The sequence below is a fragment of the Micromonospora sp. NPDC050417 genome (assembly GCF_044458865.1).
Classification (GTDB): Bacteria; Actinomycetota; Actinomycetes; order Mycobacteriales; family Micromonosporaceae; genus Micromonospora_G.
Genome location: NZ_JBITIH010000020.1, coordinates 108118 through 130678 on the forward strand (window position 1 = coordinate 108118; position 22561 = coordinate 130678).

The 22561-nt window shown below is 70.4% G+C and carries 17 protein-coding genes; 1 reads left to right on the forward strand and 16 read right to left on the reverse strand.

Annotated features, from left to right (window positions below):
• Positions 1-125: 125 nt before the first annotated feature.
• The 11 genes from ACIBF5_RS24540 to ACIBF5_RS24590 are packed head-to-tail and all read right to left on the reverse strand — an operon-like array spanning position 126 to position 12968.
• On the reverse strand, positions 126-989 hold the full coding sequence (locus ACIBF5_RS24540) for a TylF/MycF family methyltransferase (protein ID WP_396815214.1): 864 nt from the start codon (positions 987-989) through the stop codon (positions 126-128).
• Complete coding sequence (locus tag ACIBF5_RS24545) at positions 986-2593, reverse strand: hypothetical protein (RefSeq protein WP_396815215.1); 1608 nt, start codon at positions 2591-2593, stop codon at positions 986-988. Before ACIBF5_RS24545 ends, ACIBF5_RS24540 begins: the two co-directional genes overlap by 4 nt.
• Complete coding sequence (locus ACIBF5_RS24550) at positions 2590-3828, reverse strand: glycosyltransferase family 4 protein (RefSeq protein WP_396815216.1); 1239 nt, start codon at positions 3826-3828, stop codon at positions 2590-2592. The genes ACIBF5_RS24545 and ACIBF5_RS24550 overlap by 4 nt, the downstream gene beginning before the upstream one ends.
• Positions 3829-3830: 2 nt before the next feature.
• The gene (locus ACIBF5_RS24555) at positions 3831-4805 is read right to left on the reverse strand and encodes a glycosyltransferase family 2 protein (protein ID WP_396815217.1); all 975 of its coding nucleotides are present in this window, start codon (positions 4803-4805) and stop codon (positions 3831-3833) included.
• On the reverse strand, positions 4802-6088 hold the full coding sequence (locus ACIBF5_RS24560) for an O-antigen ligase family protein (RefSeq protein WP_396815218.1): 1287 nt from the start codon (positions 6086-6088) through the stop codon (positions 4802-4804). The genes ACIBF5_RS24555 and ACIBF5_RS24560 overlap by 4 nt, the downstream gene beginning before the upstream one ends.
• On the reverse strand, positions 6085-7278 hold the full coding sequence (locus ACIBF5_RS24565) for a glycosyltransferase (protein WP_396815219.1): 1194 nt from the start codon (positions 7276-7278) through the stop codon (positions 6085-6087). Before ACIBF5_RS24565 ends, ACIBF5_RS24560 begins: the two co-directional genes overlap by 4 nt.
• A complete protein-coding gene (locus tag ACIBF5_RS24570; RefSeq protein ID WP_396815220.1) occupies positions 7271-8563 on the reverse strand; it encodes a glycosyltransferase family 2 protein in 1293 nt (430 codons plus the stop codon). The genes ACIBF5_RS24565 and ACIBF5_RS24570 overlap by 8 nt, the downstream gene beginning before the upstream one ends.
• Positions 8560-9399: a class I SAM-dependent methyltransferase gene (locus ACIBF5_RS24575; RefSeq protein WP_396815221.1), complete on the reverse strand. Its 840-nt coding sequence runs from the start codon at positions 9397-9399 to the stop codon at positions 8560-8562. The genes ACIBF5_RS24570 and ACIBF5_RS24575 overlap by 4 nt, the downstream gene beginning before the upstream one ends.
• Before the next feature lie 11 nt (positions 9400-9410).
• Entirely contained in the window at positions 9411-10262 is an 852-nt protein-coding gene (locus tag ACIBF5_RS24580) for a methyltransferase domain-containing protein (protein ID WP_396815222.1), read from the reverse strand.
• Positions 10259-11830 (reverse strand): lipopolysaccharide biosynthesis protein, encoded by a 1572-nt coding sequence (locus ACIBF5_RS24585; RefSeq protein WP_396815223.1) that lies wholly within the window; start codon positions 11828-11830, stop codon positions 10259-10261. The genes ACIBF5_RS24580 and ACIBF5_RS24585 overlap by 4 nt, the downstream gene beginning before the upstream one ends.
• The gene (locus ACIBF5_RS24590; RefSeq protein WP_396815224.1) at positions 11823-12968 is read right to left on the reverse strand and encodes a sugar transferase; all 1146 of its coding nucleotides are present in this window, start codon (positions 12966-12968) and stop codon (positions 11823-11825) included. The genes ACIBF5_RS24585 and ACIBF5_RS24590 overlap by 8 nt, the downstream gene beginning before the upstream one ends.
• A gap of 232 nt (positions 12969-13200) precedes the next feature.
• Between ACIBF5_RS24590 and ACIBF5_RS24595 the strand changes: the two genes are divergently transcribed.
• Entirely contained in the window at positions 13201-14373 is a 1173-nt protein-coding gene (locus ACIBF5_RS24595; RefSeq protein ID WP_396815225.1) for an acyltransferase, read from the forward strand.
• 57 nt (positions 14374-14430) lie between these two features.
• Here the strand turns inward: ACIBF5_RS24595 and ACIBF5_RS24600 are convergent, their stop codons facing one another.
• The 5 genes from ACIBF5_RS24600 to ACIBF5_RS24620 all read right to left on the reverse strand — a co-directional run bounded on the left by ACIBF5_RS24600 (position 14431) and on the right by ACIBF5_RS24620 (position 22556).
• Complete coding sequence (locus ACIBF5_RS24600) at positions 14431-16473, reverse strand: peptidase M6 (protein ID WP_396815226.1); 2043 nt, start codon at positions 16471-16473, stop codon at positions 14431-14433.
• The gene (locus tag ACIBF5_RS24605; protein WP_396815227.1) at positions 16470-18299 is read right to left on the reverse strand and encodes a S8 family serine peptidase; all 1830 of its coding nucleotides are present in this window, start codon (positions 18297-18299) and stop codon (positions 16470-16472) included. The genes ACIBF5_RS24600 and ACIBF5_RS24605 overlap by 4 nt, the downstream gene beginning before the upstream one ends.
• Before the next feature lie 287 nt (positions 18300-18586).
• Positions 18587-20863, reverse strand: coding sequence for a catalase/peroxidase HPI (gene katG, locus ACIBF5_RS24610; protein ID WP_396815228.1), 2277 nt, complete (start codon positions 20861-20863; stop codon positions 18587-18589).
• A gap of 23 nt (positions 20864-20886) precedes the next feature.
• Positions 20887-21315: a Fur family transcriptional regulator gene (locus tag ACIBF5_RS24615; RefSeq protein ID WP_396815229.1), complete on the reverse strand. Its 429-nt coding sequence runs from the start codon at positions 21313-21315 to the stop codon at positions 20887-20889.
• A gap of 95 nt (positions 21316-21410) precedes the next feature.
• Positions 21411-22556, reverse strand: coding sequence for an RNA polymerase sigma factor (locus tag ACIBF5_RS24620; protein ID WP_396815248.1), 1146 nt, complete (start codon positions 22554-22556; stop codon positions 21411-21413).
• Between the last annotated feature and the right edge of the window lie 5 nt (positions 22557-22561).

The window sequence follows — 22561 nt, forward strand, 5'->3', positions numbered from 1 at the left end:
GGAACAGTGAGCAGCAGGAAATCCGGCGCATGCGCCGGGAGCTGCGCGCTGGGAGCTGTCGGGGCGGGGTCGGTGGGTTTTCCCTGGGACCGATCCCACCCCGTGTCCGCGTACGGATAGTGCCGTCAGCTCGTCCGCTGCCAGTAGCGGCAGGTCCAGTCAACCTGTCGCAGTTCGTCGGTGATGCCGTGGGCCGCGCGGAAGTCGTCCACCGCCTGGCGGCAGCCGCGCACCGCGTGGTAGTCGTCTACGATCACGTACCCGCCGACCGACAGTTTCGGATAGAGCGAGTTCAGCGCCACCATTGTCGAGTCGTACAGGTCGCCGTCGAGTCGCATGACCGCGACCTGCTCCACCGGTGCGGTCGGCAGGGTGTCCTCGAACCAGCCGGGGAGGAACCGTACCTGCTCGTCGAGCAGGTCGTAGCGGCGGAAGTTCGCCTGCACCCGTTCGAGCGGCACCGCCAGGAAAGGCTCGGCCCACAGCGCGTCCTCGACGTCCTCGATTCGCTTCGGATCGGGTTTCGGCAGCCCGCGGAACGAGTCCGCGACCCAGACCGTCCGGTGCTGGTCACCGTAGGCCTTCAACACGCCTCGCATGAAGATGCAGGCGCCGCCACGCCAGACCCCGGTTTCGATAAGATCACCGGGTACGCCACGTTCGAGGACGTCGGTGACACACTGCTCCAGGTTGTCCAACCGGCGTAGCCCGACCATCGTCTCCGCCTCCGGCGGCCAGTCGCGTCCGTGCGCCCGCTCGTCGGGGTTGAACGGGAAGCGCACGACGAGTTCCATGCCGCGCCGGTGCAGCATGCGCTGCCCCCGGCGTACCAGGGAAGTGCGCAGCGACCTGCGGCGCGGGCTGTACGCGATCCACGACTCGCCGAAGGCGTACCGGGTGAGCGCCTTTTTCATCAGGTCGCAGTACAACCTGCGGGGGTCGTCCAGGCCCGAGGCTTGGTGGCGGGGCGGGGACAGGGTTTCGCTCATGACTTCTCCTCATTCGGGTGTTGGCTGTCTGTGGCCGAGGCCACCGGGTACCTCGTCGGCCGTTCGATCGGATGGGTTTCGACGGGCATGTTCGGTTCGGCGGGTCGGCGTGGGTTTCGCGCCGGCCCCCAGGACGTGGCGAGCATCTGCCCGCCCGGCCATGACGGCGTCCGGTTGGCGGACCCGTCGGACAAGGACGGGCGAAGTGAGGCTCTCTTGTCGACCGATGGGTCCGACCTCAGGTGCCGTGCGCCGACGGTTCCGGCCCGGACCGGCCGGGTCGGCCAGATGTCGGCCGCCGGGCTCACCTCACCGGCCCCGTCGACCACCAGGACGCCGACGAGCGGAACACCCATCCGCTGGACGAGCAGCGCGGCCCGGCTCGCCTCGTTCGCGTCGGTGACGTCCCGCTGTACGACCAGCAGCACACCCTCGACGTGTTTGGCGATCTCGGACAGTTCCGTCCCGGCAAGCACCGGAGGCCCGTGGACGATGACGGTGTCGTCTCGGTCTGCCAGTCGGTTCAGCAGTGCGCCGAGACGGTCTTTCCCCTCACCCGCTCCGGCCGACTGCTCCCGAGCGAAGTCGGGGGCGAGCACGGTGAGCGAGGTGGACCCGGCGAGCGGGGCGACGGATCCGTCCGTGGTTTTTCGCAGCGCCTGCCCAGCCATTTCGGGGAAGTGGCCCGAGATCAACGGAGGTTGTGACTGTCCGTCGACGAGCGCCACCCGGTCGTGCCGCCCGGCCAGCCCGAGGGCCAGCAATGTGGCGACGAGCGCCTTGCAGTCCTCGTTGCGCGCGCTGGTGATCAGCAGCCGGCGACGGGGCAGAGAGGAGGTCAGCACAGCCAGACTCGCGACCGTCGCGGCAACCGCGTCGGCTACCTCCGGACGGGAGTGCAGCGTACGGGCGCGACGCAGCGCGAACCGCCGAGGCAGCCGGGGGAACACACCGAGCACCGGAAGCCCGAGCTGTACCTCGATCTTGTCGAGGTCGCGCAGTCTGCGGTCCACCCGGTTGCGCATGCTGATCAGTGCGAGGCCGGCCAGTAGACCGGCGACCGCGCCGAAGATGCTGTTCAGCTCCGGTTTCGGCAGCGAGGGCCGGGTCGGCGGGGCGGCCTGGTCGAGCGGCTCCGCGGTGACCTCGGTGCCGCTGGCGATTCTGAGGCGGGCGAGTTGACGGCTGACCGAACTACTCGCCGCGTTGGCGATCGCCGCCGCCCGCGACGCGGACCGGGCCGAGGCCCGTACGGTCACGATGTGCAGCCCGGGCTCGAACTCGCCGTCGATGCGACCGGCCACGTCCGCCTCGGGCAGACGCAGTGTGGCCGCCGTGTCGCGGGAGACCTCCCGGGACTCGACCAGCCGGGCGATCGTCGGTGCGAGGTTCTGGGCGAGGGTCAGAGCGGCGGCCTCCCGACCGCTCGAATCGTCCGACGGACCGGCTGCGATCACCAGCGAGGCCGACGCCTCGTACGTGGGTGGCAGCAGTTTCGTGACACCCTGTGCCGCGATCAGGCCCACACCGAGCCCGAGCAGCGGAATCCCGACTTGCCGCCGTATCTTTCGCAAGGCGCGTAGCGCCCTGAACGAGATTGTCATGAGGTCTTTGCCTCTCGGTTGGCCGGACCCACCTGCCGCGCGGCCAGCGTCACCGGCGTGTCCCGGGCGACCGATGTCGGTCCGGGAGCGTCCGGCTGTCTCGCCGTCAACAGGTTGGTCCAGATGTCGTACATCCTGTGTGCGATCTGATCCCAGGTGAACTCTTCGCAGACCCGGTCGACGCCGCGGGCGGAAAGCTCTGCGGCCAGGTCGGGGTGGTCCCGTAGCCGACCCAGACGGTCGGCGAGAGCCACCGGGTCGCCGGGCGGGAAGATCAGCCCCGCCGCTCCGATCACATGCCGGATCTCGCCCACGTCGCTACCCACGACCGGCACCCCGCAGGCCATCGCCTCGACCAGCACCCGACCGAACTGCTCCCGCAGCGGGATGCCGATCCACGGCAGCACGTTGCGCTGGATCAACTCGACCGACGGCAGGACGAGCGCGCTCATGCGGGCGAGCAGCGCGGGCAGGTTCCTGTGCTCGGTCCAGCCGTGTAGCACCACCCGGCCGGGACGGCGCCGCGCGGCCTCCTCCACCAGCGGCCGGAGACTGCCCTCGCCGATCAGCAGCAGGTCGCAGTCGATCAGCTCGGCGGCCCGTAACAGGTCCGGCAGACCCTTGTGCTGTTCGAGTCGCCCCACGAATCCTGCGGTGAACGCGCCGGTCGACGGTGGCGTCGGGCGCGGCTGGAAGCGGTTGCCGTCCACACCGAGCGGCACGATCGTCGCGTCCCCCCGGTAGCCCTTCACGCGCAGCACGTCGAGCGCGGCGGGCGTGATCGGGAAGACGTGGCTGACCGCCTGGTACGCCCGGCGTTCCAGCAGCGGAAACGGTTGCGGAAAGCGCATGACGATGTTCTGCGCCGCGTACAGCGTCAGCGGTGTGGTCGGCCAGCGCCTGCGGCACAGCCTGACCACCTGCCAGGTGCTGAGATAGGCGGCCTCGCCGATGACGTGCACCACGTCCGGTCGCGGCACCGCCACCGCGCCGAACCCGGGCCCGAACAACACCGACGCCATGTGCCCCGTGCGTCTCTCACCGAGGAGGTACGGCAGCACCTGGTAGTGCATGCGTCGGTGTCGGCGTGCCAGCCGGGCGAGTTCTTCGCGGGTGACGTCCGTGACGTCGGCGACGAGCACCGTCAACTCGACGCCGGGTCGTTCACACAGCGCCTCGAACAGTTCCGTCCAGTGCTCCGTGCGCTGCCCCACGGCCGTGACGAGTACGTGCACCGTTACCTCCTCCGTGCCTCGGCTGCGGTCGTCAACGCCCGTACCTCGGTTGTCGAGGTCAGGGCGATTCGGGATATCCGGGTCCAGGCCCGCGCCCGGGCCGCGCCGGCGCGGGGTTGCACCGGCAGACGTACGCCGGCCAGTCCGATGCCGACGAAGGCACGCAGCAGGACGGCGACCCGTACGGCGGGCAGTGACGCTTGCCGGTGGCGGGCAAAGAACCGCAGCATGCTCCGGTACAGGTGTGGCCAGGTGCGGGTCGGATCGTTGCTGCTCGCACCGCCGATGTGCACAGCCTCGACTGCGGGTACGTACACCACCTCGGCACCGTGCTGCCATGCCTGCAGGCACAGCTCCTCGTCCTCGTAATAGAGGAAGTAGCCCTCGTCCATGCCGCCGATCGCGCGCAGCAGGTCGGTCCGGACCGCCAGGCAGGCGCCGGAGAGCCAGTCCACCGTCACCGGTCCGCCGGGTTCGCGGCATGCGTCGTACGCCTGCCGCCGCCGACTGCCGGAGAGCAGGCGTCGCAGCGTCACCGGCGCCAGGTTGCCCCCGAACCGGGATGCGAGCACGCTGGTCAGCGACTCGAACGGGTGGGCACTGATGGCAACCCGCCCCTGCGCGTCCAGCAGCCGTGGGCCGGCGATCCCGGCCCGTGGCCGCGACCGCAGCACCCGGACCAGTTCCACGGCCGTGGCCGGGGGCAGCACACAGTCGGGATTGACCAGCAGTACGACGTCGGTGCTCACGCCCCGCAGCGCCTGGTTGACGGCGGCGGCGAACCCGACGTTGACCCGGTTCTCGATCAGCTCGACATCGGGAAAGCTGTCCGCGACGACCGATACCGTGTCGTCGCCTGAGGCGTTGTCGACGACCCGTACGTGTATTCCGGATCGTCGCAGCGCCAGCAGCGTGGCCTGGATCTGGGCCCCGGAGTTGTGGGTGACGACGATCCCGGTGACGTCGAGTTCGGTCATGCCGACACCTCCGCGCGGGCTCCGGGGACGGGTGCCTCGGCCCGTAGCGCCATCAGGGTCAGCGCCGGCAGCAGACCGAGTTCCCAATGCCCGTCGGTCGGGCCGGCGAACACCGCGCCGACGAGAAAACCACAGGTCATGGCCGCGAATACGAGAGCGACGCCGTTGGGTCGGCGGAATCCGTCGGGCAGCGTTCGCAGGATCGGCCAGAGCACCACGGCGAGTCCGACGAGGCCGGCGTTCGCCAGCAGGGTCACGTAGAACGCGTGGTAGACCGGGCCGACGTCGGTCACGGAAAAGCCGGCGAGGTAGATGTCCTGGGCGGACTGGCCCAGCCCACCACCGGCGAGCGGCCGGTTCGCGAAGACGTCGAGGCCGACCGACGACTCGGGCGCCCGGTAGCCGGGCGACTCGTCTACCTCCTGGGCCACGACCTCTACTCGTGCACGCAACCCGGAGTCGACCATGGCGAGCGCGATGAAGACCAACGCGGCGGCGGCGGTCGCGGCCATCCCTTGCCGGACGATCCGACCACCGCGCAGCAGCATCAGGACGATCGTGATCCCCGCGGCCAGCCAGAGGGCGCGGAACGAGGAGAGCACCACGTCGGCGAGGAACAGCGCGGCGAGCAGCGCGAAGCCGGCCCGGCGCCAGCCCCTGCCTCGTCCGGCGAGCACGACCAGGGGCGGTGCCGCGAGCATCGCGATGAGACCACCGTGGTGCCCCGGGGCGGCCAGGGCCGCAGCGGTGAGTAGCGCGGCCGGAGTGATGTACAGAATCGCCGCGGCGCGTAGCCGCCGTCGGTCGTTCAGCGTGCGGGTGCCGAGGAAGAAGTACACCGGGATGACGGTCACCTGGTACGCCGCGACCACGACGTCCATCGGCAGGTTGCCGAGCGCCAGGCCGTACAACGCCATGACGGTGGTGAACGCGGTCAGTACCAGCATCGCGACGTCGACCGTGGTCCGGGAGCGGTGGAAATCCTCCAGTCCGAGGATTTGACGGGTGAGCAGGGCCACGCAGCCGACGGCCAGGATCAGGGTGTGGATCACCACGAGTGTGCGTACGTCCCCGCCGCCGATGGCGCCGCCCGTGATGGTGCCACCGATGATGCCGAAGGGCAGGACCGACCAGGGCCAGAGCGTGAACGCGCCCCAGCAGAGCAGTGCCCCGGCGCCGACGAGGCCGACGACACCCGGTGCGGTGGAGAGCAGCCCGACCGTCAGCAGCGCGAGCAGGGACGGCACCACGACGGCCCAGATCGTGAGCGTTCGGCCGGTCACGGCGACGCCCCGATCCCGGCGAGCAGCTCGCGTACCAGGGCGCCCCGTACCGACCACGCGTTGCGTACCGCCATGGCACGTCGTTCGGCCACCTCTGCCGGCTGGTCGGCGGTGCGTAACGCCTGCTCGACGGCGGCCGTGAACTCGGCCGCGTCGCCCGCGAGCCGGACCGCACCCCGCAGTTCCCGCAGTTCGCGCAGTGCCGGTAGCGGCGTCGCGACGACCGGTTTGCCGAGTGCGAGGTACTCGTAGCACTTCTTCGGGTGCACGTAATCGATCAGGCCATTGACCCTGTACGGGATCATCGTCACGTCGCAGGCACGCAGGATCGCGGGCGTCTCGGCGAACGGCACGGCGTCGACCAGCAGCACGTTCGCCAGTCGCTCCAGCGGCGCCCGGCCGGCCGGGGTGGACGGCCCGACCAGCAGGAAAGTCCACTCGGGGCGGGCCGCCGCGACGCTGGCCACCAGTTCGGCATCGAACGCGCGGGTGTCCACCGCGCCGGCATAGCCGAGCAGCGGACGGGGCAGGCGCGCCACCCAGGGCGCGACCGGGCCGACCGGCGTGAACTGGTCGGGGTCGCAGCCGTTGGGCACCACCACCGCCGGGCGGCGGGCGGCGGGCAGCCGTTCGGGCAGCGCCGACGAGGACGCCAGAACCAGGTCGGCGGCGCTGACCGCGGCGCGCAGCCCAGCACGCAGGTGCCAGCGGTTCCACCAGCGGGTGAAGGTCCAATCGAGGTCCGTGGCGTCGTACACGACGGCGGATTCGCCGAGCCGGCCGATCGCCGGAGCGGCGAGGTCCTCGTCGATCCAGAGCAGCCGGGGCCCCGGTCGCTCGTCGAGCCAACGGCGCAGCACGCGTGCGCCGCATCGGCGGGTGAGGACGTTCACCGGTGGCAGTTGCCGGCCCATCGGCAGTGCGGTCGGTACGACCGCGTGCCACAGCCGGGGCGCGACCGGCCGTACCGCCCACCGCCAGCGCGGCCGCTGGCCGGGCGGGTCGACGAAGAGCACCCGTCGATCGGCGGCGAGTTGCCGCGCCATCGCCTGCTGACGGTGAGCGTCGGCCCGCCACGGGCTGCCGCTGAGCATGACCACCCAGTCCGGGTCCGCCAGGTCCGGCGCGGACCGGTCGGGCGCTGACGAGTCACCGGGTCGCGCACGCGGCGGACGGTAGCCCTCAGACATGGACCGGATCCAGGGCCAGGAGGGCCGGCGGGTGGTCGAGCACCTCGTCCTCACCGAGCCGACCGAGCACCGGCCGGTATCTCTCATCCAGGCAGAGCACCCGGGCTCCGGCGTGCTTGTCGAGCCACTGGCGTAGCTGACCTGCGGCGATTCGCAGGTTCCACCGGTTCACCCACGGCAGGTAGCGGCCAAACGGCAGCGGGGCGGGCAGCGTGCCGTGCCAGACCGAGTCGCCAACGGGAAGCACCCGCAGCCGCCAACCGGACCGACCGGCCGGAGGCCGCGCGACCAGGATCCGCCGGCCTTCCTCCGTGTCGGCCAGATCCGCGTCGCCCGGCACGGCGTCGCCGAGGATCACCAACCAGTCCCGGATGTCGCCGTCGGGCAGGGGGCCGACGTCGCCGCGCAGCGCGGCGCGCAGGTCCGGCAGACCGAGCTGGACCGGACGGCCGCAGAGCCGCTTCAAGGCGTGGTCGGCGAGCACCACCAACCGGAACAGGTTGAGTCGGTACTGCGGCTCGGTCAGCCCCAGGTAGCCCACCAGGCTGCCGAGCAGATGGCGGAACCGGATCGCCGGACCGAGCCGACGGCAGGAGGCTCCCCGGCTGTGCGTGACCGCAGCGTGTGGAATCATCCAGAGCTGGTGGCCGGCGTCCTGGAGCGTACGGGCGAGCACCGCGTCGTTCCAGTAGATCGGAAAGCGTTCGTCGAATATGCGTTCGGGCGGAAGTACCGAACGACGCAGCAGCATGCAGCTTCCGGAGGCCAACGGACGCGGACGGGAGAAGTCCTCGCCGCGCATCTGGAACCGGTGCAGGGCCTGCCGGAATCCGGGAAGACGGCGCACTGCGGTGACCAGCGCGATTGTCGCCGCGAAACTCGGCAACTGCACGTAGTGCTGCTGGAACGTCCCGTCGGGGTTCAGGTAGAGCGGACTGACCCCGGCCGCGTCGGGCCGGAGCCGGATGAACTCGACCATGGTGCTGAGCGCGCCCGGGTGGAACCGTACGTCGCTGTTGAGCAGGAGGATCAGATCGCCACGGGCCTGCCGGTAGGCCTGGTTGACGGCGGCGGCGAACCCGATGTTGCGGTCGTTGCGTGACAGCCGCACCTGCGGGTACGTCTCCAGCATCTCGGCGGAGCCGTCCCGGGAACCGTTGTCGACGGCCACGACCTCGTAGCGCAGCCCGTCGTCGATGCCGACCGGCAACGAGTCGAGGCAGTCGCGCGTTTCCCCCTTGGTGTTCCAACTCACCAGGAGGATGGACACCTCCGGCGTGGTCATCTCGCCCCCCGCGGCCCGGCTGGCCGGGCGAAGACCCGCAGCAGATCGCCGAGGTAGGGATGACTCATCCGAGGTGAGCCGGACGCCACCCAGTCGGGGATCAGCAGGTTGCGGGCGTGCGCGAGACGCGCGAGTGGCTGCCAGTAGTAGCGGGAGAAGACGGTGTCGTGGCGTACGACGCGGAAACCGGACTCGTGCAACAGGTGCGTCAGCGACTCGGGTGTGAAGTGCCACCGGTGGTAGGCCGGTGCGATCGCCGGCCAGGCGCTGCCGAGCCGGCGGGCTGCCGCCGAGGCGATGTTCGGCACCTCCAGCGCCAGCCAGCCCTCCGGTACGAGTGCCGCCCGCGCTGTCTCGATGAAGCGCCGTGGATCCTCCACGTGTTCGAGTACGTGGAACGCGCAGACGGCCTGCACCGGTTCGGCGTGCACGCTTTCCTCGAAACAGCCCTGGCGGACCGGGACACCCAGTTCGTCGCGGGCGAACCGGGCGGCCACCTCGGAGACCTCGACACCGGAGACGGTGATTCCCTTCCGCTGGGCGGCTTCCAGGAAGTACCCGCCGGCCGGTCCGGCCTCCAGCAGCGACGTCGGGCGTACCGCCGAGAGCAGCCAGCGCAGCCGGCGGGCGGACTCGAAGCGGCGCTGTCGGGCCGAGGTGAAGTAGTTCTGGTAGCCGTCGGTCTCGTAGTACGTCCGGTCGTACAGCTCCTCTGGCGGCGGCAAACTGTCCGCGGTCCACACGAACTGGCAGCTTCCGCAGCGACGGAGTAGTCCGTCCGCGACGTGCTGGTGTCCGTTGGTCTCGCCGCAGAGCAGGCAGCGGTTCGCAACCATGCCACTGATCGTCATTGGGATCCCCTTCTGGCGTCCGGCAGCGCGGCGACGAGTCGGAGCAGGTCGCCGTGCCGCGCGTGGGTGAGCCGCAGTGAGCGGGTGGCCAGCCAGTCGCCGGGGAGCAGGCGGTGGGCGTGACGCAGCCGGTATCGCGGCGGCATGTAGTAACGGAAAACCGTGGTGTCCTGTCGCAGCACCCGGAAGCCGGCCGAGGTGACCAGCCGGGTGAGCGATTCCGGGGTGAAGTGCCAGCGGTGGTATTCCGGCTGTAGACCGGGCCATGCGGGGCCGAGTCGGCGGGCGGCCGGTGAGGCGACGTTCGGCACCTCCAGGACGAGCCATCCACCCGGGACGAGCGCGGTCCGCGCCGCGTCGAGGAACGCCCTCGGTTCGTCCACGTGTTCCAGTACGTGGAACGCGCAGACGGCCTGCACCGCCCGTTCGGGAACGGCCGTCTCGAACCGGCCCTGCCGGACCGGCACGCCGAGCTGGTCGCGTGCGTACCGGGCGGCCGATTCGGAGATGTCGATGCCGGACGCGGCGATCCCCGCCCGCCGTGCCGCCTCGACGAAGAAGCCGCCCGCCGGGCCGGCCTCGATCAGCGACGTCGGGCGTACCAGCGACAGCAGCCAGCGCAGCCGACGGGACGCCTCGTACCGACGCGGTGCGGGGAGGAAGTACTCCTCGTACCCGCCGCCGTCGAAGTAGCTCTCGTCGTACAACTCGGGTGAGGGGGCCATCGCCGCAGCGGTCCAGGCGAACCCGCAGGCGAGGCACGTGCGAAGCAGACCGTCGAAATCGGACCGCCAACGTGGTACCGGACCGCAGACCAGACAGGCGGTGGCGGTGTCGTGTGTGCTCATCGGTCGCCTCCCCGCCCCACGACGGTCGCCATCCGGGTGCCTGCCCGGCTGCTCGGCAGCCGTGGACGGCGCCGGCCCGGGGGACGGACCAGACGGGCAGCGGCGAGCAGCACACCGACGACCAGCAGCGTGCAGCCGACCCGGCAGGTGACGGCGAGCGCCGCGCCCGCGCGGTCCGGCCCGTCCGGCAGGTACGGCGCCGCCGCCGCGCCGACCGAACCGGCGACCGTCGACGCGACCACCGGCCACCAGTTGCTCCGCAGGACGGGGCGGATCGGCCGATTCGTTCGCTGGTGGAAGTACCAGAAGAAGTAGAGGGTGGAGATGACGACGGCCAGAGCGGTGGCGGCTGGCACCCCGAGTGGGCCGAGCAATATCAGCATCGGTGCTGTCAGGGCGAGATTCAGCACCACCGAGAGCAGGACGTACCGGGTCTCTCGGCCTGGTCGTCCCTCGGCCCGGGTCACGATGGTCGCCGCTCCGGCCGCCAGATTCAGCGCGTACGCCGGGGCAAGCAGCGCGAGGTTCGCGGCGGCCCACTCGACCTGGTGGCCGAGCCAGAGCCGTACCAGCGGATCCGCGCAGACCACGATCACGGCGGCCCCGGGTGCGACGAACGCGGTGACGTACCGGGTCGTCCGCAGGTAGAAGGTGTCGAGCCAGGCGGCGCCGCCGCGGGCCGCACCGGTGACCGCCACCGGGAACAATGCGATCAACACGAAGCCGGGCGGCAGTCGCAGCAGGTTGAGCAGACGGGTGCCGAGATCGAAGTTCCCGGCGGTGGCCGGCCCGAAGCAGGTGCCGAGGACGAGCCGGTCGAGCTCGGTGTTGACCGCGCCCGCCGCGCTCGTGGCCTGGACCCGCAGCCCGTACCCGCGCACGACCTGGAGGTCCGTGCGACGGAGGTGACTGATCCGGGGGCGGTAGGCGCTGTGGTGGCGCCGGGCTGCGGCGACCACCAGCAGGGTACGGATGCCGGAGGCGACGGTCGTCACGGCGGCGAGCGCGGCCAGGCCCCCTCCGAACCGGACCATGAGCACCGTCAGCGCCGCACCCAGCAGGGCGGTGGCGGCGCTGATCCAGGCGACTGTGCCGTAGCGTTGCGTTCCTTCCAGGACTGCCCGCCAAGGCAGCTCGACGCCGCCGAAGAACAGGCCCAGGGCCAGCCAGAGGGCGGCGCGGCGCGCCTCGTCGGCCATCTCGGCGAGGTGGAACAGCCGGCTGAGCCAGGGCCAGCAGGCCGGTATGGCGGCCGTGGCCAGTACGCCGACGCAGACGGCCCAGCCGAGGCCGAGCCCGAGTACGGCGGAGAGCCGCTTCCGGGGCTCGCCCGCGTGCGTCGCGGCGACCTCGCGCACCATGGCCGAACCGAGGCCCAGGTCGGCGAGGGCCAGGATGGCGAACACGCTGCTCAGGAGCACCCAGATGCCGAACCCGCGGCTGCCCAGCCGTTCGTAGACCAACGGCAGGGTGGCGAGGCCGGTGACCGCCATGACGACGCGGGCGGCGACCATGCTCAGCGTGTTGTGGGCGACCTTCCGGCCGGCCACCGTCGTCGCGCTAGCCACGCGGAAATCCGCGGACGAGGTCCAGGACCGTCAGGAGCAGCAGCATGAGGTCGAGGCGCAGCGAGCGGCAGTTGAGATAGAGCAGGTCGCAGCGGAGCTTCTCTTCCACGGTTGCGGCGTATCCGCCGGTGAGCTGGGCGATGCCGGTCAGTCCCGGCCTGATCAGGTGCCGCAGGTCGTAGTGGGGCAGGCGCTGGAAGTCGGCGATGAACTCGGGTCGTTCGGGGCGTGGGCCGACCAGGCTCATGTCGCCGCGCAGCACGTTCCACATCTGCGGTAGTTCGTCGAGGCGGCTGCGTCGCAGCAGCCGACCGATCGCGGTGACCCGGCTGTCGTTCAGGATGGCCATGGCCGGGCCGGTGCCCGTCTCCGCGCCGACCCGCATCGACCGGAACTTGACCAGGCGAAACAGTCGGCCGCCGGCACCGACCCGGGTCTGGACGTACAGCGGTGGTCCGGTCATGCCGACCACCACCGTGACCAGCACCATCAGCGGTATCAGGACAGGGGAGGCCAGGAGGATGAGTGCCAGGTCGACGGCGCGTTTGACCCGGGCCTCTCCCAGGTCGCCGGTGCCACACCGCAGTTGCAGCCAGGGAAGCCCGCCGTATCGGCGCATCCGTGCCGGCCGGAGCAGACCGTAGATGGGTCGTGCCAGGACGAGGATCTGAATCTGGTACGCCAGACAAGCGGTGATCAGACGTACGTCGATGGTGTCGAGGGAGTGCTTCAGCAGGAGGAGCCTCGGGCGGCAGTGGGCGAGCACGTGGTTCAGCCGTTCCGCGTTGATCGGTCCCTGGATCCGGTAGACGACGTCGAACTCCTCGTCGAGTCGGTCGGCCGGGGTATCTGCGGCAGGGCCTTCGAGGACGACGATCCGGGCCCGGTGGGTGGCCGCCGAGGGAATCCGGGCCGCTGGGGATGACCAGCCCTGAGCTGTCCCGTGCGGTCGACCGGTAGCGGTGTCCGGCATCTGGGGCGCCTGTGACACGGCCCATGGTGGTGGTGCGACGTCGATCAGGTCCTGACCGGTCGTCTGATCGACCGGCGTCCGCCAGAGCGTTGCGTCGGCGAGGTCGGCATGTGCGGGTGCGGGAGCGGCCGGAGACGGGGCAGGCGGCGCGGCGAAGTCTTGCAACCCGAGCCTCCTTCCAGGCCGAATAACGGGTTTATACGCACTGATTGGGCAGAGCGGATAATTAATGCCATGCGTTACTATGCTGCATAGATACCGCATGGTGGGGCAAATACCCCAAACTCGTCATGAGGTGCGGTGGACGGGGTGTGGGGCAGTGGCTTACGGTGCGCCAGCCGCCCAGCAAAAAGGCATAAACAGCCATATACCGTACGTATCGTGGAAAGATAGCCGCATGCCTGGGCAGGAGGGGACAGCAGCGCGTGGGACGGTAGAGCCCCCTGCCAGGCCGGAGCGAGAGGGCTACCTCGACCTGTGGCGGGCACTCGCGCTGGGCCGGGTCGTTCTCTATCACACGACCGGCTGGGTCTGGCTGACCATCGTCTTTCCCGCCATGGGTCTGATGCTCGGCCTGGCCGCTTCGCTCATGGTGAAGTCCCTCGACCGAGGGGGACTACGCTCGCTCGGATCTCGCCTACGCCGGCTGCTGCCCTCGCTGTGGGTCTTCGGCCTGGTGGCGGTGCCGGTGATGCTGCTCAACGGTTGGCGCGTGCCGCCGACTGGTCCGCTCGGATGGGGCGAACTCGTCTTCTGGATAGTGCCCGCGCAGGTGCCCCCGGTCGGCGGCCCGCCCTGGGCGTGGGCCTTCAACATCTCGCTCTGGTACCTGGTCACCTACCTGTGGCTGGTGACGCTCTCACCCGTACTGCTGGTGGTCTTCCGTCGTTGGCCCAAGCTGACCCTCGCCGTCGCGACGACGCTGCCCCTCCTGTACGCGCTCATCGGCTCCGACCTGCCCGGCTACTTCATCATCACGTACGCGCCCTGCTGGCTCATCGGGTTCGCGCATCGCGACGGTCTGCTTCGCCGCGTGCCTCGCCGTCGGTACGTCGCCGCCCTGGCGGTGCTCGCCGCGGTCGGCCTCATCTGGTGGTACGTCAACAACTCGCTGCTCCCCGCCGGGCAGGTCGACGACGCACTCGCCGCCAACCCCTGGTGGTCCCTGGCGGTCGTCGCGGCGGTGCTCCGTTTTCAGCCTCGGACGGATCGGCTGACCCGGGTCCGTTCGATCGATCGCGCCCTACGGCTGATCAACGCCCGCGCGGTCACGATCTATCTGTGGCACCTGCCGGCCGGCACCCTCGTCGGCATCCTGCTGCTGTCGGTCACACCAGGCGATTCGACCGTCCGCCTGATCCTGCGGCTCGCCGGAACAGTGGTGCTCACCATGGTGGCGATCGCGTTGTTCGGCTGGGTCGAGGACCTGGCTGCCGGACGAGGGCGGGCTGATCGAGCGGCCCGGGCCTACGACACCGGACTCCGCCACCGCCGGCCGGTGCCGACCACGCCCGAACCTCCGCGCGACGCGGACAGGATCCCACGCCACGCCGTCGATCAACCCTCGTAGCCGCACCGCCCTTCCACCGGGCCGGACAGCGCCGGATGGAAGGGCGGTGACGAACGTTCAGCGGGCGAGGGTGCAGGTGGCGGTGGCGGTACGGTTCGGGTCGCTGACCGAGGTGGCGGTGAGGCGTACCACGCCGGACGTCGCTGCCGTGGCGGTCGCCGCCACCCAGGCCCGCGCCGGCACCGAACCGCCGAACGGGGCGCTGGTCAGCTCGGTGGGCAGTTCGACCCGCCAGCCCTGACCGGTGACCGACGCGGAGAGCCGGTAGACGTCCGCCCGCAGGTACTGGCTGACGTCCTCCGGGTGCGACGCCCCGCCGGCCACGTACCGGCCGGTGTTGGACAGGTTGAAGTTACAGGTGGCGCCGGTGCCCTGCGGGCTGCCGGACGGGGTGCCCTGTCCCAGGGTCACGCCCCGCACGTGCGGGCCGGCCCCGTCGAGCGACCGGACCGCCAGGGTGTAGGAGAGCACCCCGTCGGCGTCGGTCTTGCGGTCCAGGACGTAGAAGTGCAGCCGGTTGGCCTGGTCGACGTACTCGTCCTGGCTGCCGGAGTTGGTGCCGGCGTGAAACAGGGCGTCGTTGAGCTGCCGGGAATCGGCGATGGTCCGCTTGACCGGCGTGCCGTCCGGCTTGTAGTAGTCGACCAGGTTGACGTCCTGCGGGTTGGCGTCGACGACCCAGGTGAAGCAGAGGTACCCGCAGGTGTTCGTCTCGGCGGTCTTGTTCTTGGCGATCAGCACCCCGTTGTCCGGGGTGAACGAGTCCGCGCCGATGCGCTGCACGGTCTCCACCGTGTAGAAGTCGTAGGCCGGCGTGCCGGCGCAGCGCGGGTCCGTGTTGATGTTGCAGGTGGGGGTGCGGTCGGAGTTCATGCCGATCCGGATGCCCTGCACTCCGCTGGCGAGCGCCGAGCGGGCCCGCACGTCGAGCACGACCAGGCCGGAGGAGGCGAGCGCCTCCCGGGAGAGCCGGATCACCTGCGCCTCGGCGATGTGGCCGAGCTTCAGCTTGCTGCGGAGGGTCTGTCCGGCCGGCATCGAGGCGCCTTGCGCCGCCGGCACCACCCACCGCTGGTGTGGTCCGCCCGGACCGTTGAACGACCCCCGGTCCATCACGTCCCAGGGACCCGATCCGACCCGACGGTACGGTGTCGCGTAGGGATTGTTGTTGTTGTCGGCGATGCCGAAGGTGTGCGCGATCTCGTGCGTGATCGTGCCGGAACTCTCTCCCTGGCGCATGCTCGACGAGCCCCAGAGCTGCGCGCCAGCGCGCCAGGACGTCCACGGCACGTAGCGGGAGCGCACCCAGTTCGGCAGGTTCGGGTCCGGTGGCCCCCACGCGTCCGGGATGTCCTCCTTGGTCTGGAACATCATCTCGCCGAACTCCTGCCAGACCGATGTCTCGTCGTACCCGGCGTAGACGCGCAGTACCAGGTCGAACCGCGACCGGACGTCCGATCCCTCGGCCGCCCGCCAGAGCGCGTCCACGTCGGGGTCGAGGTCGCCGTTGCAGGTGTACCCGGACGGGCAGCCGGCGCGTTCCTGGCCGATGTCGTTCAGGCCGTACTCGAACAGGTTGCGGCCGAGCCGGTACGGGCCGAACGGCGTGAACTCGACCCCGAGCCGCCCGGCGGTTTGCTCCATCCAGTACTCGTTGACGGTGTGCCCGTGGTTGAACTCGTTCGGCGTACCCCAGAAGTTGGCGTAGAAGCGGGGCACCTCGGCCCGGGGCACGGGCGCCACCTGCGGGTTGCCGAACCGGTCCGAGTTACGCGGCTGGGTGATGACGAACGGCTGGTCCGGGAAGTCCGAGGCGACCAGCGCGATTCGCAGTTTGCGCTGGCTCGGTTGGCGGCCCGGGTTGGCCCAGTCCGCCCGGGGCACCGGTCGGTAGTCAGACCAGGTCATCGTCTGCTGGTCCTGCCACCGCTGCGGGTCGATCGGCTGGAACGGGTCGCCTGGCGCGGCGACCGACCTGCCGGGGAGGCCGATCGCGCCGACCAGCGCGGCCAACACGGTGATCACCGCCGCGCCGGCCCTGACTCGACCGCCGGTACGGCGCCGGACACCGGCTGGATTCTCCGGCTTCACGGTACTCATCCGGTCACCCCCGCCGGGGCCGACACCGCACCCGCCGCCGGGACCTGCACCTGCGCCAGCGCGGCGCGCAGGTTCGGCAGCGGGCCGATCCGCTGAGCGGTGTTGCCGCCCTGCGGGGTGCCGGTGTTCTTCAACAGCGTGGAGATCTGGCTGGCGGTCCAGACCGGTCGGCCGGTGGCCTTGAGGTACGACTGCACGGCCGCCACGGCGCCGGTGACGATCGGTCCGGCCCCGGAGGTGCCGCCGAACGACCGGGTGTAGCGGATGTTCCGGTTCGCCGGGGTGGTGCCGCCCTGGAGGTTGCCGTTGCTGCCGGTGGTCGTGATGTTCTGCCCCCAGCCCTGCAGGTCGACCCGGGAGCCGTAGACGGAAAAGTTGAGCCGGGCCCGGGTGGTGTCCGAGCCAGCCCCGACCATGATGGAGCCGGAGTCGCGTACCGCGCGGTTGAAGCGCCCCTGGAACTCGGGGGCGTCCAGGTTTTCACCGCCGTTCCCGCCGGTGGCGACCACGATGACGCCGAGTTGGGTGAGCAGCCGGGTGGCGTCGAACACCGACTGCGTCCATTCCAGCGGGACATAGCGGGTACCGCCGTTCGGGCCCACCGTCTGCTGCTCGATCAGCAGCACGTCACCGGCTCGGAGGTACTGGGCCACGTGGGTCATCGACGCTGCCGGTCGGTAGCTGGCCTGTCCGCTGCTGAGCCGCTGCATGGGCGAGATGCCGTACATGGTGGCGTCGGGTACGCCGCCGGTGACCCCGTACCCGTTCTCGTCGGCGACCAGCTCGCCGAAGACGGCGGTGCCGTGCTCGTCGGCGAAGCTGGTGTTGCGCGGGTACTGGCTGCCGCCAAGGTCGCTGGACCAGTCGAGGTTCAGGTCCTCGTGGAACGGGTTCCAGTCGTACTCCAGGTCGGCGATCCGGATGTCCGCACCCCGGGCACGTGGGTCCTGGCGGGCGTAGTCCGCGTCCACCCCCTGTGGCGCCGGCCGCTGGTAGCCCTGTCGACTGGTGAAGTCCGGTGTGGCCGGCGGCGGGGCCGGCTCCGGCGCCGGGTAGACGTACGCGATCTCGGGTTGTGCCTGGAGGTCCTTGAGCGCGGCCGTCACGTCCGCGCCGGCCGGCAGTGTCACCTGGTACCAGGAGGCCAGGTCCGGCGCGGGCTGGCCGGAGTGGGAAGACGCCTGCGCGGTGAGCCGGGACAGTTGCGCCACGGCCGTGGCCGGAACCAGCGGTGAGAGGTGTGCGGCCCGGTGCCGGTCCAGCACCGCCCGGACCCCCGTCAGGCCCGATCCCCGGGTGCTGTGCAGGTCGCGGTCCTGGCCGCGTACGGCGAGGGTTTCCTGGAACTTGACTTCCAGTACGACGATCGGGGCGACCCGGTCGGTGCCCCGGATCTCGCGGCCGTCGACGGTACGGCCGGAGAGGGTCAGTGTGGTGCTGGCCGCGGTCAGTTGTCCCTCGGCGCGCAGCGTCTCCTTGTCGAAGTAGAGCCGCAGGTCGTCGCGGCCGTCGGCGTTCGCGTCGGTGATCGTGCCGAGCGGGCCGGCGCCGACCACCTGGGCCATCCCGACGCCGGTGCCGGGGTGGCCCAGCCGCACGGTGGCCAGGTCCACCCGGTCGACGTCGAGTTGGGTGGTGCCGAAGAGGGTCACCCCGAGCTGGCCGAGACCGGCGAGGTTGGGTGTATCGGGCGCATCCACCGGCACCACGAGGGAGCTGGCCGGATTCGCGGCGTGTGCCGGCCCGGCGCCGGCTGCTGTGTTCAGGGCGGTGCCCGACGCGAGCAGCGCCCCGAGCGCGAGTAGGGATGTGGACCGTCTGGACATGCGGCCTCCCGGAGATCAAGGGGATCAACGCAGGATCGTGCAAGCCAGCAAGTTACTCACTTCATTGAAGTCCATCCATGGATAAGTGTTGCGACATTCATTCACATGGATCTACTTCTGTTCTAACATGAATTAACATCAGGTTTCAGGGATCAATCTGCTGACGTCGACGCCACCTGGACTGACCGTGACAAGACCTTGTCGTGCTGTGTACGCCACCAGGCTCATGGCCGACGAGCCCCGGTCGATCGCCGCGCGATCGACCGGGGCTCGTCAGTAGGGGCCGGTCAGGCCAGGTCGAACCGGTCGAGTTCCATGACCTTGGTCCAGGCTGCGACGAAGTCCGTCACGAACTTGTCGCGGGCGTCCTGGCTGGCGTAGACCTCCGCGAGGGCTCGCAGCTGGGAGTTGGAGCCGAAGATGAGATCGACCGCGGTGGCGGTCCACTTCACCTCATCGGTGGCCAGGTCACGGATCTCGTACACGTGCTCGTCGGACTCCGACGCCTTCCACCGGGTGCCCGGGGAGAGCAGGTTGGCGAAGAAGTCGTTGGTGAGCACGCCGGGCCGGTCGGTGAGGACCCCGTGGCTGGCGCCGCCGACGTTGGCACCGAGGGAGCGCAGGCCGCCGAGAAGAACGGTCATCTCGGGCGCGGTCAGGTTGAGCATGTAGGCGCGGTCGATGAGCAGCACCTCCGGCTGGGTCTTCTCGCCGGGGCGCAGGTAGTTGCGGAACGCGTCGGCGCGCGGCTCAAGGACCCGGAAGGACTCGACGTCGGTCTGCTCCTGGGTGGCGTCGGTGCGGCCCGCCCGGAACGGCACGGTCACCTCGAAGCCGGCTTCGCGTGCCGCCTTCTCGACGGCGGCCGAGCCGGCCAGCACGATCAGGTCGGCGAGCGAAATCGTCGCGCCGCCGGCACCGTTGAACTCCCGCTGGATGCCCTCCAGGGTGTCCAGGACCGTCGCGAGCTGCTCGGGCTGGTTGACCTCCCAGCCGCGCTGGGGTTCGAGCCGGAGCCGACCGCCGTTGGCGCCGCCGCGCTTGTCGGTGGACCGGTAGCTCGCGGCGGAGGCCCAGGCGGTGGAGACGAGCTGGGCGGTCGTGAGGCCGGACTCCAGAACCTTCGCCTTGAGAGCGGCGACGTCGGCGTCACCGACGAGTTCACCGTTGACGGCCGGCACCGGGTCCTGCCACAGCTGGGGCTCGGCGACCCACGGTCCCAGGAAGCGGTTGACCGGACCCATGTCGCGGTGCAGCAGCTTGTACCAGGCCTTGGCGAAGGCCAACGCGAACTCGTCGGGGTTCTCCAGGAAACGACGCGAGATCTTCTCGTACGTCGGGTCGAAGCGCAGCGACAGGTCGGTCGTGAGCATCGTCGGCTTGTACTTCTTCGCCGAGTCGTAGGCGTCCGGAATGATTGCCTCGGCGTCCTTGGCGACCCACTGCTTGGCGCCACCGGGGCTCGTGGTGAGCTCCCACTCGTAACCGAAGAGGATCTCGAAGAAGCGGTTGCTCCACTGCGTCGGCCGGTCGGTCCACGTCACCTCGAGGCCGCTGGTGATCGTGTCACCGCCCTTGCCGCTGGCGTGGGTGCTGAGCCAGCCCAGGCCCTGCGCCTCCAGCGGGGCGCCCTCGGGCTCCGCGCCCACGTGGCGGTCGGCGACGCCGGCACCGTGGGTCTTGCCGAAGGTGTGGCCGCCGGCGATGAGGGCGACGGTTTCCTCGTCGTTCATCGCCATCCGGCCGAAGGTCTCGCGGATGAAGTGCGCCGCCGCCAGGAAGTCCGCACTGCCGCGCGGCCCTTCGGGGTTGACGTAGATGAGTCCCATCTCGGTCGCGCCGACTCCCTGCGCCATCTCCGTTTCGGAGACGTAGCGCTCGTCGCCGAGCCAGGCGTCCTCGGGACCCCAGAAGATCTCCTCGGGCTCCCATACGTCCTCGCGACCGAAGCCGAAACCGAAGGTCTTGAACCCCATCGACTCCAGGGCGACGTTGCCGGCGAGCACGAGCAGGTCGGCCCAGGAGATCTTCTGGCCGTACTTCTGCTTGACCGGCCACAGCAGCCGGCGGGCCTTGTCGAGGTTGGCGTTGTCCGGCCAGCTGTTGAGCGGGGCGAAACGCTGACCGCCGTCGCCGGCTCCGCCGCGACCGTCCTGGATGCGGTAGGTGCCGGCGGCGTGCCAGCTCATCCGGATCATCAGGCCGCCGTAGTGGCCGAAGTCGGCCGGCCACCAGTCCTGCGAGGTGGTGAGCACCTCGACGATGTCCTGCTTGAGGGCCTCGACGTCGAGCTTCTCGAATTCCTTGGCGTAGCTGAAGTTCTTGTCGAGCGGGTTGCCCTTGGACGAGTGGGCGTGCAGCACCGAGAGGTCGAGCTGGTTGGGCCACCAGTCCCGGTTGGTACGCGGACGACCGCCGGTCTTCGGGGTCGGCGAGTCGATCGCCGGGTTCTCGCTCTCGCTGCCGTGCGCGGTGACGGAGTCGTGCGCGACCGGGCAGCCGGCCGCTTCTTTCTGGTCCACGCCCTGCGCGCTGGAGGGACCATTGTTCTGGGTGTCGCTCATCTGCTTCCTTCCGAGCTGGCGAATCACTGGGGCGTGCGTTCGGTCGCGCAGTCGGGGCAGGTGCCCCAGTAGACGACCTCCGCCTCGTCTACCACGAAACCGTGGTCGTCCGAGGCGGTGAGACAGGGAGAGTCGCCGACGGCGCAGTCGACGTCGGCGATCGCGCCGCAGGAGCGGCAGACGACGTGGTGGTGGTTGTCCGCCACCCGGGACTCGTAGCGGGCGGTCGCACCGGCCGGCTGGATACGCCGTACCAGGCCGGCGTCGGTGAGCGCTCGTAGTACGTCGTAGACCGCCTGGTGGGAGACTGTGGGATGAGCCGCCCGTACCAGCGCGATCACCGTGTCGGTGTCGACGTGCGGGTGGTCGTGCAGCGCTGCGAGCACCGCCAACCGGGGTCGGGTCACGCGCAACGAGACCGCCCGAAGCTGTGCCTCGAAGTCGGACGTCACGTGGTGAACATAGCCCACTGTTCTGGAATGAATCAAGTTTGGCGCGATCTCGGACCCGTACGCCTCGATAGCGCCGCGTGAGGACGTATGACCCGTCAGTGATACCCGGGAGCGTTGAGTCGGGCGGCCTGACGCGTCAGGTGGTCGCGCTCGGCGAGGTGGGGCGCCTTCCGGGCCGCCTCGGCGTACAACCGTGCCGCCGTCGCCAGGTCGCCGTCGCGCTCGTGGAGATGCGCCGCCACCGCGGTGTGGCGGGGGAGTGAGTCGTCCAGCGCCGCGAGCGCCGCCAGGCCGGCGCGTGGTCCGTCGGCCTCGCCGACCGCCACCGCGCGGTTGAGCCGGACGACCGGGCTGTCGGTCAGGCGCGCTAGCTCGTCGTACCACTCGACGATCTGCACCCAGTCGGTCTCCTCGGCGCTGGGTGCGTCAGCGTGGAGTGCCGCGATGGCGGCCTGGGCCTGGAACTCGCCCAGCCGGTCGCGGGTGAGGGCCGCCTGCAGGATGTCGACACCCTCGGCGATCGACCTGGTGTCCCACCGGCCTCGGTCCTGCTCGGCGAGGGGCACCAGGCTGCCGTCGGGCGCGGTCCGGGCGGAACGCCGGGCGTGGTGGAGCAGCATGAGGGCGAGCAATCCGGCCACCTCGGGGTGGTCGAACGTGGCCGCGAGCTGCCGGGTGAGCCGGATGGCCTCGGCGGCCACGTCGACGTCGCCGGAGTAGCCCTCGTTGAAGACGAGGTAGAGGACGCGCAGCACGGTGGCGACGTCACCGGGCTGGTCGAACCGCACGCCGGAGACGGTGCGCTTGGCTCGGCTGATGCGCTGCGCCATGGTCGCCTCGGGTACCAGGTAGGCACGGGCGATCTGGCGGGTGGTCAGCCCGCCGACGGCGCGGAGCGTGAGCGCGACCGCGGACGACGGTGTCAGCGACGGGTGGGCGCACAGGAAGTAGAGCTGGAGTGTGTCGTCCACCGAAGGCGCCGGCCCGGGTGCCGGCTCGTCGTCGACGAGGTCCTCGCGCCTGCGGCGGGCGGCATCCGCCCGGGTCACGTCGAGGAACTTCCGCCAGGCCACGGTGACCAGCCAGCCCTTAGGGTCCCGTGGCGGGTCGACCGGCCAGACGCGGACGGCCTCGACCAGCGCGTCCTGCACGGCGTCCTCGGCCGCCGCGAAGTCGGCTCCGCGGCGGACGAGGATCCCGAGCACGCTCGGCGTGAGGCTCCGGAGCAGCGCCTCGTTCACTTCAG